Source organism: Polaribacter sp. (assembly GCF_024639685.1).
In the GTDB taxonomy this organism is placed as follows: Bacteria; Bacteroidota; Bacteroidia; order Flavobacteriales; family Flavobacteriaceae; genus Polaribacter.
Map to the genome: position 1 here is coordinate 54880 of NZ_JAHEHX010000018.1, position 14573 is coordinate 69452.

General features: G+C 32.9%; 10 protein-coding genes and 1 tRNA gene. 1 reads left to right on the top strand and 10 read right to left on the bottom strand.

Features of this window, described 5'->3' with window-relative positions; translation table 11 throughout:
• Positions 1 to 155: 155 nt before the first annotated feature.
• Entirely contained in the window at positions 156 to 2714 is a 2559-nt protein-coding gene (locus tag Q0L44_RS05315) for an ATP-dependent Clp protease ATP-binding subunit (RefSeq protein WP_296636263.1), read from the top strand.
• Between the two features lie 47 nt (positions 2715 to 2761).
• On the opposite strand, the gene Q0L44_RS05320 is transcribed toward Q0L44_RS05315, so the two are convergent.
• The 10 genes from Q0L44_RS05320 to Q0L44_RS05365 form a co-directional block, all read right to left on the bottom strand.
• Complete coding sequence (locus Q0L44_RS05320; protein ID WP_296636266.1) at positions 2762 to 3073, bottom strand: DUF3467 domain-containing protein; 312 nt, start codon at positions 3071 to 3073, stop codon at positions 2762 to 2764.
• A gap of 114 nt (positions 3074 to 3187) precedes the next feature.
• Positions 3188 to 7462 (bottom strand): DNA-directed RNA polymerase subunit beta', encoded by a 4275-nt coding sequence (gene rpoC, locus Q0L44_RS05325; protein ID WP_296636269.1) that lies wholly within the window; start codon positions 7460 to 7462, stop codon positions 3188 to 3190.
• Positions 7463 to 7540: 78 nt separating this feature from the next.
• Complete coding sequence (gene rpoB / locus Q0L44_RS05330; protein WP_296636272.1) at positions 7541 to 11350, bottom strand: DNA-directed RNA polymerase subunit beta; 3810 nt, start codon at positions 11348 to 11350, stop codon at positions 7541 to 7543.
• A gap of 143 nt (positions 11351 to 11493) precedes the next feature.
• Positions 11494 to 11871 (bottom strand): 50S ribosomal protein L7/L12, encoded by a 378-nt coding sequence (gene rplL, locus Q0L44_RS05335; protein ID WP_296636274.1) that lies wholly within the window; start codon positions 11869 to 11871, stop codon positions 11494 to 11496.
• Positions 11872 to 11920: 49 nt separating this feature from the next.
• Entirely contained in the window at positions 11921 to 12439 is a 519-nt protein-coding gene (rplJ, locus tag Q0L44_RS05340) for a 50S ribosomal protein L10 (protein ID WP_296636277.1), read from the bottom strand.
• Positions 12440 to 12458: 19 nt separating this feature from the next.
• Positions 12459 to 13148 (bottom strand): 50S ribosomal protein L1, encoded by a 690-nt coding sequence (gene rplA / locus Q0L44_RS05345; protein WP_296636280.1) that lies wholly within the window; start codon positions 13146 to 13148, stop codon positions 12459 to 12461.
• A gap of 19 nt (positions 13149 to 13167) precedes the next feature.
• Positions 13168 to 13605, bottom strand: a complete 438-nt coding sequence (gene rplK / locus Q0L44_RS05350) for a 50S ribosomal protein L11 (protein ID WP_296636284.1) — start codon at positions 13603 to 13605, stop codon at positions 13168 to 13170.
• Between the two features lie 70 nt (positions 13606 to 13675).
• Positions 13676 to 14224, bottom strand: coding sequence for a transcription termination/antitermination protein NusG (gene nusG / locus Q0L44_RS05355; protein ID WP_296636287.1), 549 nt, complete (start codon positions 14222 to 14224; stop codon positions 13676 to 13678).
• A 9-nt stretch (positions 14225 to 14233) separates the two neighbouring features.
• On the bottom strand, positions 14234 to 14422 hold the full coding sequence (secE, locus tag Q0L44_RS05360) for a preprotein translocase subunit SecE (RefSeq protein ID WP_015480735.1): 189 nt from the start codon (positions 14420 to 14422) through the stop codon (positions 14234 to 14236).
• 20 nt (positions 14423 to 14442) lie between these two features.
• Positions 14443 to 14514, bottom strand: a tRNA-Trp gene (locus tag Q0L44_RS05365).
• Positions 14515 to 14573 lie beyond the last annotated feature (59 nt).

Below are 14573 nucleotides of genomic sequence, written 5' to 3' on the forward strand. Positions count from 1 at the left end.
ATTTTTAACAGTATTATACTTGTTTGATTTCCATTTGTTTTTTACCTTGTAGTGGTAGTCAAACTGTCAGTTTAAAAGTATTGGCATCTTTTTTGTACTAATGACGAAAAAAAAGGACTAAATTTACAACACATCAATTTTAGATAGAAAGAAATATGGACGATAATTTTTCACCAAAGGTTAGAGATGTAATCACTTTTAGTAAAGAAGAGGCCTTACGATTAGGCCACGAATTTATTGGAACTGAGCACCTTTTACTAGGTTTAATAAGAAAAGGAGAAGGTAAGGCTATAGAGATATTAACAGCTTTTGATGTTGACTTAACTTTACTAAGAAAAAAACTAGAACAGTTAAACCCTGCCAACCCCACTTTTTTAGAAGATACAAACAAACCAAGTCTTCGATTAACGAGGCAAGCCGAAAAAGCACTTAAAACCACTTTTTTAGAGGCAAAACTGTACCAAAGTGAAGCAATAGACACCGCTCATCTTTTGCTATGTGTCTTAAGAAACGAAAATGACCCTACAACAAAGCTTATTCAGAAGTATCATGTTAATTATGACGAAGCCAAAGCGCTTTATAAACAGTTGCATGTAGATGAACTAGACGATGATTTGCCTACAAACCCGATTGCAGAAACATCATCAGATGATGAGTACGCGTCAGAAAAATCGAATCCATTTGAGCAGTCTCAGAAAAGTAAAACAACAAAGAAGTCAAAAACTCCTGTGTTAGATAATTTTGGAAGAGACCTTACAGATTTAGCAGAAAAAGGAAAATTAGATCCAGTTGTTGGTCGTCAAAAAGAAATAGAACGAGTATCTCAAATTTTAAGTCGTAGAAAGAAAAATAATCCGATGCTAATTGGAGAACCTGGAGTTGGTAAATCTGCGATAGCTGAAGGTTTAGCTTTACGAATTGTAGATCGAAAAGTATCTCGTATTCTATTTGACAAACGAATTGTTTCCCTAGACTTAGCTAGCTTGGTGGCTGGTACAAAATACAGAGGGCAATTTGAAGAGCGTATTAAAGCGCTTATGAACGAATTAGAGAAAAATGATGATATTATTTTATTCATTGATGAAATTCATACGATTGTTGGTGCTGGTGGCGCTACAGGCTCTCTAGATGCCTCTAACATGCTAAAACCAGCATTAGCAAGAGGTGAAATACAATGTATTGGAGCAACTACATTAGATGAGTTTAGAACAAATATCGAAAAAGACGGAGCTTTAGAACGTCGTTTTCAAAAAGTACTCGTAGATCCAACTTCAGTAGAAGAAACAATACAAATATTACAAAATATTAAAAACAAATATGAAGAACATCATAATGTAGACTTCACAGACAATGCTATTGAAGCGTGTGTTAAGTTAACCAATAGATATATGACTGACAGGTATTTACCTGACAAAGCTATAGATGCTTTAGATGAGGCCGGATCTCGCATTCATATCACTAATATTGTGGTACCTCAACAAGTATTAGAATTAGAAATGCAACTAGAATTAATTAGGGCTAATAAAACGAAGGCGGTTAAAGGACAAAAATATGAAGAGGCCGCAAAATTAAGAGATGATGAAAAAAATATAGAAGCGGCCTTAAATTCTGCACAAAAACAATGGGAAGATGATTCCAAATTAAATAAAGAAATCGTTACCGAAGATAATGTTGCAGAAGTTGTTTCAATGATGACAGGTATTCCTGTAAATAGAGTTGCTGAGGCAGAAAGTCATAAGCTATACGAATTGCCTTCTTTAATTAAAGGAAAAGTTATTGGACAAGACGAAGCTGTTACTAAAGTTGTAAAAGCAATACAAAGAAATAGAGTGGGCTTAAAGGATCCTAACAAACCAATTGGATCATTTATATTCTTAGGGCAAACTGGTGTTGGTAAAACACAATTGGCCAAAGTATTGGCTCGTGAATTATTTGATTCTGATGATTCTTTAATTAGAATAGACATGAGCGAGTATATGGAAAAATTTGCTATTTCTAGATTAATTGGAGCTCCTCCTGGATACGTTGGTTACGAAGAAGGTGGTCAATTAACAGAAAAGGTTCGCAGAAAACCATATGCAGTAATTCTATTAGATGAAATCGAAAAAGCACATCCAGATGTGTTTAATATGCTCTTACAGATACTAGATGATGGTCATATTACAGATAGCTTAGGTAGAAAAATCGATTTTAGAAATACGATCATAATTATGACATCTAACATAGGTGCCCGTCAATTAAAAGATTTTGGTGGAGGTGTTGGTTTTGGAACAAGCTCAAAGAAAGAGCAAGCAGATGCGCATGCAAAATCTGTTATTGAAGGTGCTTTAAAAAAATCATTTGCCCCTGAGTTTTTAAATAGAATAGATGACGTAATTGTGTTTAATGCACTAGAAAGAGCAGATATTTATTCTATAATTGATATTGAGTTAGATAAGTTGTTACTAAGAATTTCTGATTTAGGCTATACCTTAAAGCTAAGCGATAAAGCAAAAGATTATATAGCAAACAAAGGTTTTGATAAAAAATATGGAGCAAGGCCTCTTAAAAGAGCAATACAGAAATACATTGAAGATGCCCTGGCTGAAGAAATTGTAAACTCAAAATTAAATGAAAGAGATACCATTGTTATGGATTTTGATGAAGAGAAGGATGAGTTGACCATAAAAATCAAAAAGAAGAAAAAGCTTCCTGAAACAAAAACAGAGCGTTAATTTAACAGTAATAAAAAATCCCAAACTATAAAAATTTGGGATTTTTTTTATGCCTGACCAGTTGGGCCAAAATTCATAGGAATTGGTGGCTGTTCATAATCTTTAATATCTCCATGTTGCTGCTCAAACTTTTTAATATTATCTGCTAAAGCTTTAGACAAACGTTTGGCATGCTGAGGTGTTAAGATTATTCTAGACTTTACTTTTGCTTTGGGTACACCTGGCATAATATTAATAAAATCTACAATAAATTCTGAAATTGAATGATTTATAATAGCTAAATTAGAGTAAGTCCCCTCTGCTACTTCTTGGCCTAATTCTATATTTAATTGACCCTCTTTATTTTTATTTTCTTCCATTAGTTTTAATTATTTGAATAAAAATACAAAAAATAAAAAAGTTGAATTGAATACTGTAAGGTTTTACAATAAACAATTCAACTTTAAATTTATGAAACGTATTTACGTTTTATATTAGAAACTTTGTTCTATTTCATCTTTTGGTCCAACAATTACTTTGTCATATGATCTCATTCCTGTACCTGCTGGTATTTTCTTACCTACAATTACATTCTCTTTTAATCCTTCTAAAGTATCTATTTTACCACTAACAGCTGCCTCATTTAATACTTTTGTAGTTTCTTGGAAAGAAGCTGCAGAAATAAATGATTTAGTTTGTAATGATGCTCTTGTTATACCTTGCAAAACTTGTTCAGCTGTCGCAGGTCTTGCATCTCTAGCTACAACTAAGTTACTGTCGTTCCTTTTTAATAAAGAATTTTCATCTCTTAATTGACGTGCAGAAATAATTTGACCTGGTTTTAGGTTTTCAGAATCTCCAGCATCTTCAACAACTTTCATTCCGTAAATTGCATCGTTTTCTATAATAAAATCATTTTTATGAATCAGTTGGTTCTCTAAGAATAGAGTATCTCCTGAATCTATAATTTTAACTTTACGCATCATTTGGCGGACAACAACTTCAAAATGTTTGTCGTTAATTTTTACACCTTGTAAACGGTAAACCTCTTGAATTTCATTTACTAAGTATTCTTGTACTGCAGATGGTCCTTTAATTCTTAAAATATCAGAAGGTGTAGTTGCACCATCAGATAATGGCATACCAGCTTTAATAAAGTCATTTTCTTGAACTAAAATCTGATTAGAAAGCTTTACTAAATACTTACTAATATCTCCAGTCTTAGACTCTACAATAATTTCTCTATTACCTCTTTTAATTTTTCCGAAAGAAACAACACCATCAATTTCTGAAACTACAGATGGATTAGAAGGATTACGTGCTTCAAATAATTCTGTTACACGCGGTAAACCTCCTGTAATATCACCTGCTTTTCCAGATTTTCTTGGAATTTTTACTAATGTTTTTCCACTTTCAACAACATCTCCATTATCTACCATTAAGTGTGCACCTACTGGTAAACTATAAGAACGTAATGTATTACCATCATTATCCTCAATTATTAAAGAAGCAATGATTTTTTTGTTCTTAGAATCCGTAATTACTTTTTCTTGGAAACCAGTTTGTTCATCAATTTCTACAGCATAGTTCATACCTTGCTCTAAATTGTCGAACTTCACTTTACCAGCAAATTCAGAAACAATTACACCGTTAAATGGATCCCATTGTACAATAACATCTCCTTTTTTAATTGACTTTCTATCTTTATCAAAAATGATAGAACCATAAGGTAAAATATTTGTACTCTGAGTAATATCTGTTTTCTTATCAATAATTTTAATTTCAGCAGTTCTCGATATTACGATATCTACTTCTTTACCATCATTGTCTTTACCAACTACAGTTCTTAAATCATCGATAACTACTTTACCATCAAATTTAGCAACTAGTTTATTTTCTTCAGAAATGTTTCCGGCAACTCCACCAACGTGGAATGTACGTAATGTTAACTGTGTACCTGGCTCACCAATAGATTGTGCTGCAATTACACCAACAGCTTCCCCAATTTGCACTTTATTACGTGTAGATAAACTTAACCCGTAACATTTTGCACATATACCTCTAGAAGATTCACAAGTTAATGCAGATCTTACTTCTACAGAATCAATACCTGATTCTTGAACAGCGTCAGCTAATTGAGAAGTAATTGATTGATTTGCTTCTAATAAAAGTTCTTCTGTAACTGGATGATATACATTATTTAAAGAAATACGGCCTTCTATTCTATCTGATAGAGATTCAACAATCTCTTCGTTTTTCTTTAATGGAGTAACTTCTAAACCTCTTAATGTACCACAATCTTCTTCATTAATAATAACGTCTTGAGAAACATCGACTAATCTACGTGTTAAATAACCAGCATCTGCCGTTTTTAATGCGGTATCTGCTAATCCTTTACGAGCACCGTGAGTTGAGATAAAGTATTCAAGAATTGATAATCCTTCTTTAAAGTTAGAAAGAATTGGATTCTCGATAATCTCTCCACCACCAGCGGTAGATTTTTTAGGTTTTGCCATTAATCCACGCATACCAGTTAACTGACGAATCTGTTCTTTAGATCCACGAGCTCCAGAATCAAGCATCATATATACTGAGTTGAATCCTTGTTGGTCTTCACGTAAATTTTTCATTGATAATTCAGTTAATCTGTTGTTGGTAGAACCCCAAACATCAATTACCTGATTATAACGCTCTTTTTGCGTTAACATACCCATATTATAGTTTCCTACAATACCATCTACTTCTTTGTTTGCTTCATCAATCATAGATTGCTTTTCTTTAGGGATAATGATATCACCTAATGAGAAAGATAGTCCACCTTGGAATGCAAACTTATAACCCATATTCTTAATTTCATCTAAGAAAGCACCTGTTGTAGGGATATCTGTAGCTTTTAAAATACCACCGATAATTCCACGTAAGTTTTTCTTAGTTAAAACCTCATTAATATACCCAGCTGCAGCAGGAACTTTTTCATTAAATAAAACTCTACCTACTGTAGTTTTAATAATTTTAGTTACCTGTTCTCCGTTTTCATCAATATCTTGAGTTCTAACGTTTATAGATGCATTTAAGTCTACTTTTTCTTCATTAAAAGCTATCGTAACTTCTTCTGGAGAATAGAAAGTTAATCCTTCTCCTTTAATTGGCACTTCTGGAGTAGAGATTCTTTCTTTTGTCATATAATATAATCCAAGTACCATATCCTGAGAAGGTACAGTAACTGGAGCACCATTTGCAGGATTTAAGATATTATGAGAAGCTAACATTAATAGTTGTGCTTCTAAAATAGCTTCTGGTCCTAATGGTAAGTGAACAGCCATTTGATCTCCATCAAAATCCGCATTAAATGCAGAACATGCTAATGGATGTAATTGTATTGCTTTACCCTCAATTAATTTTGGTTGAAAAGCCTGAATACCAAGTCTGTGTAAAGTAGGAGCCCTGTTTAATAAAACTGGATGACCTTTAATTACATTTTCTAAGATATCCCAAACAACTGGTTCTTTTCTGTCGATTATTTTCTTGGCAGATTTAACTGTTTTTACAATTCCTCTTTCAATTAATTTTCTAATTACAAAAGGCTTGTAAAGTTCAGCTGCCATATCTTTTGGCAATCCACATTCAGACAATTTCATTTCTGGTCCAACAACAATTACAGAACGTGCAGAATAATCAACACGCTTTCCTAATAAATTCTGACGGAAACGTCCTTGTTTACCTTTTAATGAATCTGATAAAGATTTTAAAGGTCTGTTAGATTCAGTTTTTACTGCAGATGATTTTCGTGTGTTATCAAATAATGAATCTACAGATTCTTGTAACATACGTTTTTCATTACGTAAAATAACTTCTGGAGCTTTTATTTCAACTAATCTTTTTAAACGATTGTTCCTAATAATAACTCTTCTATATAAATCATTTAAATCTGAAGTTGCAAAACGTCCTCCGTCTAGTGGAACTAAAGGTCTTAATTCTGGTGGTATAACCGGAATTGCCTTCATAATCATCCATTCTGGATTGTTTTCTCTATTCTTCTGAGAATCTCTAAATGCTTCAACAACATTTAAACGTTTTAATGCTTCTGTTTTTCTCTGCTTAGAAGTTTCAGTATTAGCCTTATGTCTTAGTTGAAATGATAATTCATCTAAATCAATTCTAGCTAATAAATCAATTAAACATTCAGCACCCATTTTAGCGATAAACTTGTTTGGGTCTGAATCATCTAAATATTGATTTTCTTGTGGTAACTCATCAGCAATATCTAAATATTCTTCTTCAGTTAAGAAATCCATTTTTTGTAATGGCTCTCCTTCCACATTTTTTGCTATACCTGGTTGAATTACTACGTATCTTTCGTAGTAAATAATCATATCTAACTTTTTAGATGGCAAACCTAAAAGGTATCCCATTTTGTTAGGTAATGATCTAAAGTACCAAATATGAGCAACAGGAACTACCAAATTGATATGCCCTACTCTATCTCTACGTACTTTCTTTTCTGTTACTTCTACACCACATCTATCACAAACAATACCTTTGTAACGTATTCTTTTGTACTTTCCACAAGCACATTCATAATCCTTTACAGGGCCAAAAATACGCTCACAAAATAAACCATCTCTTTCTGGTTTGTGTGTACGATAATTTATAGTTTCTGGCTTTAGTACTTCACCTTTAGAAACTTCTAGAATAGCTTCTGGTGATGATAAACCAATTGAAATTTTGTTAAACTTTTTTACAGTGTACTTTTCTTGTTTTCTTGCCATGTCTTTTAATAAGTATTCAGTTGGCAGTATTCAGTTTTCAGTAACAAAATGCTACTAAAAACTGGTTACTGAAAAAATTTATTCTTCTAATCTAACGTCTAATCCTAAACCTTTAAGTTCATGCATTAATACGTTAAACGATTCTGGTAATCCTGGTTCTGGCATAGCTTCACCTTTAACAATACTTTCGTATGTTTTAGCTCTACCCATAACATCATCGGATTTTACAGTTAAGATTTCTCTTAAGATACTTGATGCACCATATGCTTCAAGTGCCCAAACTTCCATCTCTCCAAAACGCTGACCACCAAATTGTGCTTTACCACCTAATGGTTGTTGTGTAATTAAAGAATATGGTCCTATTGAACGAGCATGCATTTTATCTTCAATCATGTGCCCTAACTTAATCATATAAATGATACCAACTGTTGCTGGTTGATCGAAACGTTTTCCTGTTCCACCATCATATAAATAAGTGTGTCCAAATCTTGGTACTTCTGCTTCATCTGTAATTCCATTAATCTGGTCTAAAGATGCACCATCAAAAATAGGAGTTGCATATTTAGTATTTAATTTTTGACCTGCCCAACCAAGAACAGTTTCATAAATCTGACCAATGTTCATACGTGAAGGTACACCTAATGGATTCAGTACAATATCTACTGGAGTTCCATCTTCTAAGAACGGCATATCTTCAGCTCTTACTATACGTGCAACAATACCTTTATTTCCATGACGCCCAGCCATTTTATCACCTACTTTTAACTTACGTTTTTTAGCGATGTAAACTTTAGCTAATTTTAAAATTCCTGCTGGTAATTCATCTCCAACTGAAATTGTAAATTTCTGACGTCTTAAAGAACCTTGTAAATCGTTTACTTTAATTTTATAGTTATGAACTAATTCACCAACTAAAGAATTTAAGTCACTATCAGTTGTCCAAGAACCTGTTAAATGTACATAGTCATCTACAGAGTTTAACATTTTAAGAGTGTACTTTTTACCTTTTGGTAAAACTTCTTCTCCTAAATCATTAAATACCCCTTGAGAAGTTTTTCCACTAATTAAAGTGAATAATTTCTCGATTAACTCATCTTTTAAACCTTCAAATTTAGAAACGAAAGATTGCTCTAAAGTAGCTACTGCTTCTCTATCTCTAATTCTTTTATTTTTATCTTTTACAGCTCTTCTAAACAATTTTTTATCAATTACTACACCTCTTAAAGATGGAGAAGCTTTTAATGATGCATCTTTTACATCACCTGCTTTATCGCCAAAAATAGCACGTAATAATTTTTCTTCTGGAGTTGGATCAGATTCTCCTTTTGGTGTGATTTTACCAATTAAGATATCACCAGGATTAACTTCTGCTCCAATTCTAATCATTCCATTTTCATCCAAATCTTTTGTAGCTTCTTCAGAAACGTTAGGAATATCGTTAGTTAACTCTTCAGTTCCTAATTTTGTATCTCTAACATCTAAAGAATACTCATCAATATGAATAGAAGTAAATATGTCTTCACGAACTACTTTTTCAGAAATTACAATTGCATCCTCAAAATTATACCCTTTCCAAGGCATAAAGGCTACTTTCATATTTCTACCTAAGGCTAGTTCTCCTTTTTGTGTTGCATACCCTTCACAAAGTACCTGACCTTCTGTTACTCTATCACCTGTTTCTACGATAGGCTTTAAGTTAATAGAGGTACCTTGGTTTGTTTTTCTAAATTTAATTAAGTTATAAGAAACTTCATCAGAATCAAAACTTACTAGTCTTTCTTCATCAGATTTATCATACTTAATTGTTATTTTGTTAGCATCAACATAAGTTACTTCACCTTCTCCTTCAGCGTTTATTAAAATACGAGAATCTTTTGCAACTCTTCTTTCTAAACCAGTACCAACAATTGGAGATTCTGGTCTTAATAATGGCACAGCTTGACGCATCATGTTTGATCCCATCAATGCTCTGTTTGCATCATCGTGTTCAAGGAAAGGAATTAAAGATGCAGAGATAGATGCAATTTGATTTGGTGCAACATCCATATAATCAATCACTTCAGGATTAACTACAGGAAAATCACCTTCTTCACGAGCAATAACTCTTTCTAAAACAATAGATCCATCTTTTTTAAGTTCTAAATTAGATTGGGCTATTTTTTTACCTTCTTCTTCTTCTGCACTTAAATATATAGGTTCATTTCCTTCAACAACACCATTATTCACCTTTCTGTACGGAGTTTCTATAAACCCTAAATTGTTCACTTTTGCAAACACAGAAAGTGAAGAGATAAGACCAATATTCGGTCCTTCTGGAGTTTCAATCGGACATAAACGACCATAATGTGTATAGTGTACATCACGTACCTCAAATCCTGCTCTTTCTCTTGATAAACCTCCTGGCCCTAATGCAGATAATCTACGTTTGTGAGTAATCTCTGCTAATGGATTTGTCTGATCCATAAATTGAGATAATTGGTTTGTACCAAAGAAAGAATTAATTACAGATGATAATGTTTTTGCATTAATTAAATCTATTGGGGTAAACACCTCGTTATCACGAACATTCATTCGCTCACGAATTGTTCTTGCCATACGTGCTAAACCAACACCAAACTGACCTGCTAGTTGTTCTCCAACTGTTCTTACACGTCTGTTAGATAAATGATCAATATCATCTACTTCTGCCTTAGAGTTAATTAACTCGATTAGATACTTAATAATAGTTATTATATCTAACTTTGTTAGTACTTTCTGATCTATAGGTTCGTTTAATTGAAGTTTGGTATTCATTCTAAAACGACCAACCTCACCTAAATTATATCTTTGTTCAGAAAAGAATAATTTATCGATGATTCCTCTTGCAGTCTCTTCATCTGGCGGTTCTGCATTACGTAATTGTCTATAAATATGTTCTACAGCTTCTTTCTCAGAATTTGTAGGATCTTTCTGTAGAGTATTATGAATGATAGCGTAATCTGCCATATGATTGTCTACTTTATGAAGTAAAATCGTCTTGGCACCAGCTTCTATAATTTCTTCTATATGTTCTTTTTCTAAAACAGTATCACGATCAAAAACTATTTCATTTCTTTCGATTGATACTACTTCTCCTGTATCTTCATCTACAAAATCCTCGTGCCAAGTTTTTAAAACTCTAGCAGCTAATTTGCGACCTAATACTTTTTTTAAACCTGCTTTAGAAACTTTAATTTCTTCTGCAAGATCAAATATTTCTAATATATCTTTATCTCTTTCAAAACCAATGGCTCTAAATAAAGTAGTTACAGGTAATTTTTTCTTTCTATCAATGTAAGCATACATTACTTGATTGATATCTGTGGCGAATTCTATCCAAGAACCTTTAAAAGGTATTACTCTTGCTGAATACAACTTAGTCCCATTTGCATGGAAAGATTGCCCAAAGAATACACCTGGTGATCTGTGTAATTGAGAAACTACAACTCTTTCTGCTCCATTGATTACAAAGGTACCAGAGTTGGTCATATACGGAATAGTACCAAGATAAACATCTTGTACAATAGTTTCAAAATCTTCGTGTTCTGGGTCTGTACAATAAAGTTTTAGACGTGCTTTTAAGGGAACACTATGTGTTAGACCTCTTTCAATACATTCTTGAATTGAATATCTTGGTGGATCTACAAAGTAGTCTAAAAATTCTAATACAAATTGATTTCTTGTATCTGTAATTGGAAAGTTATCCATGAAGGTTTTGTACAAACCTTCTTCTCCTCTTTCTTCTGCTTTAGTTTGAAGTTGGAAAAAATCTTGAAAAGATTTTACCTGAATATCCAAAAAGTCTGGATACTCTTTTATCATTTGAGAAGTTGCGAAGTTGATTCTTTCAGTAGTGTTTTTCGTTGCCAAAAGAGAATATTTTTTTGATTAAAATCTGAATTAAAATAAAGAACGAATATATACACAAAATGGTTTAGGCCTAAAAACAGTGTTTTTAGAACCTAAACCTAAATTTGTTATCCCGAATGTTAAATAGGTTCGGGAGTTGTAGCTTACTTAAGCTCTACTTCAGCTCCAGCTTCTTCTAAAGATTTTTTAAGACCTTCTGCCTCATCTTTAGTTACACCTTCTTTAACTGCTGCAGGAGCGCTATCTACGATACCTTTAGCTTCTTTTAATCCTAAACCAGTTAATTCCTTAACTAATTTAACTACAGCTAATTTAGAACCACCTGCTGCTGTTAAGATAACATCAAAATCAGTTTTCTCATCTGCTGCATTATCTCCACCACCTGCTGCTGGACCTGCTACTGCAACTGCTGCAGCTGCTGGCTCAATACCATACTCATCTTTTAAAATAGTAGCTAATTCATTAACTTCTTTTACTGTTAAGTTAACTAATTGTTCTGCGAAATCTTTTAATTCTGCCATTTTAGTTTGTTTTAAAAATTTGTTGTTTTATTATAGTTTATTTGTGCGCTTATTCTTTTTCAGATAAAGTTTTAATAATACCTGAAAGTGTTTGTCCTCCTGATTGTAATGCTGAAATAACATTCTTAGCAGGCGACTGTAATAGTCCAATGATTTCTCCAATTAATTCTTCTTTAGATTTTATATCTACTAAAGCATCTAATTGATCATCTCCAATATAAATAGATTCTTCTGCGAAGGCACCTTTTAAAATTGGTTTTTTAGATTTTTTCCTGAATTCTTTTATCAATTTTGCTGGAGCATTAGCTGCTTCAGAAATTAACATTGAAGTATTACCTTTTAATGTTGTTGGAAGTTCACCAAAATCTTTATCTGATGCTTCCATTGCTTTTGCAAGTAACGTATTTTTAACAACTGACAACTGGACACCAGCTTTAAAACAAGCTCTTCTTAAATTTGAAGTAGTTTGTGCGTCTAATCCAGAAATATCTGCTAAATATAATGTGTTTGTATCTGCTAATACTGCCGTTAAATCTTGTATTACTTGTGATTTTTCTTCTCTAGTCATAATTATAAGTTTTAACGTATTAAACAGTTTTTACTTCAACAGGAATACTAGGACTCATAGTACTAGACATAAAGACACTCTTTACATAAGTTCCTTTAGCTGTTGTAGGTTTCAATTTAATAATAGTTTGTATAAGCTCGTTTGCATTTTCTTCAATCTTTTTAGCATCAAATGATACTTTTCCAATTGCAGCGTGAACAATACCTGTTTTATCAACTTTAAAATCTATTTTACCAGCTTTAACATCTTGTACAGCTTTTGCAACATCCATAGTTACAGTACCTGTCTTTGGATTTGGCATTAGTCCTCTTGGACCTAATACTCTACCTAAAGGACCTAATTTTCCCATAACACTAGGCATGGTAATAATTACATCTACATCTGTCCAACCTCCTTTGATTTTTTGAAGATACTCATCTAATCCAACATAGTCTGCACCAGCTGCTTGAGCTTCTGCTTCTTTATCTGGAGTTACTAGAGCTAAAACTTTTACATCCTTACCAGTTCCATGAGGTAATGTAACAACACCTCTTACCATTTGATTTGCTTTACGTGGATCTACTCCTAAACGTATCGCTAAATCTACAGAAGCATCAAACTTTACATTAGTAATGTCTTTGACTAGCGCTGAAGCAGCTGCTAAATCGTAAGATTGTGTATTATCAACCTTAGCGTAAGCCTCTTTTTGCTTTTTTGTTAATTTTGCCATTTTACTACTTTTTATAAAGTTATGCAGGTGCATTACCTTTTACTGTTAATCCCATAGAACGTGCTGTACCTGCAATCATTTTCATTGCTGAAGATACTTCAAAGGCATTTAAATCTACCATTTTATCTTCTGCAATTACTTTAATTTGATCCCAAGTAACTGATGCTACTTTCTTCCTATTTGGTTCTCCTGAACCTTTTTTGATTTTGGCCGCTTCTAGTAACTGAACTGCTGCAGGTGGAGTTTTTACAACAAAATCAAACGATTTGTCTTTGAAAACAGTAATAACAACAGGTAATACTTTACCTTGTTTGTCTTGCGTTCTAGCATTGAACTGTTTACAAAACTCCATAATGTTAACACCAGCAGCTCCTAAAGCGGGTCCAACCGGCGGCGACGGATTCGCTGAGCCTCCCCTTACTTGTAACTTAACTACTTTACTAACTTCTTTTGCCATTTTAAAAATGTTTAATAATTTATTTTAAGTTGGAAGCCAAAAAATAAATCGGTATATATCTGTGTAACAATTATATCTTTTCTACTTGCATATAACTTAATTCTAATGGTGTTTTTCTTCCGAATATTTTCACCATTACTTCAAGTTTACGCTTCTCTTCATTTACTTTCTCGATGGTACCATCAAAACCATTAAAAGGACCATCTACTACTTTTACTGTTTCTCCAACATTAAAAGGAATTGCAATATTGTCATCTTGAATAGATAACTCATCAACCTTACCAAGCATCCTGTTTACTTCTGATTTTCTCATTGGCACAGGCTCACCACCTTTAACTTCACCAAGAAAACCAATTACACCTGTGATTGCTTTAATTACGTGAGGTACTTCTCCTGAAAGATTTGCCTCAACCATAATATAACCAGGAAAATAAACCCTTTCTCTATTTACTTTTTTTCCGTTTCTTATTTGAACAACTTTTTCTGTAGGTACTATTACTTGATTTACATAGTCAGATAAACCTACTCTAGAAATCTCTGTTTCTATATAGTTTTTTACTTTACTCTCTTGTCCTCCAATGGCTCTAACAACATACCATTTCATTACCGAATCAGCCATAGTTATGTTTTAAAATAATTTAAAGAAGTTATCTAAACCTGTTTGAAAAACATAATCAATACCAGCAACAGCTAAGGCAAATACAATTGTAAAAACCGCAACAGTTACCGTAGTTTTTTGAGCATCTTCTTTAGAGATCCATGTCATATGGTTACTAAGCTCATCAAAAGAGTCTTTAATATATTGAATAAAGTTCATTTTACTATATTTTTTTATTGCACGGGCGGAGAGATTCGAACTCCCGACAGCTGGTTTTGGAGACCAGTGCTCTACCGCTGAACTACGCCCGTTTCCTATTCATTGATAAAGGTATTCCGTAAAAAAACGAAATACCTTTATGATTTTGAAA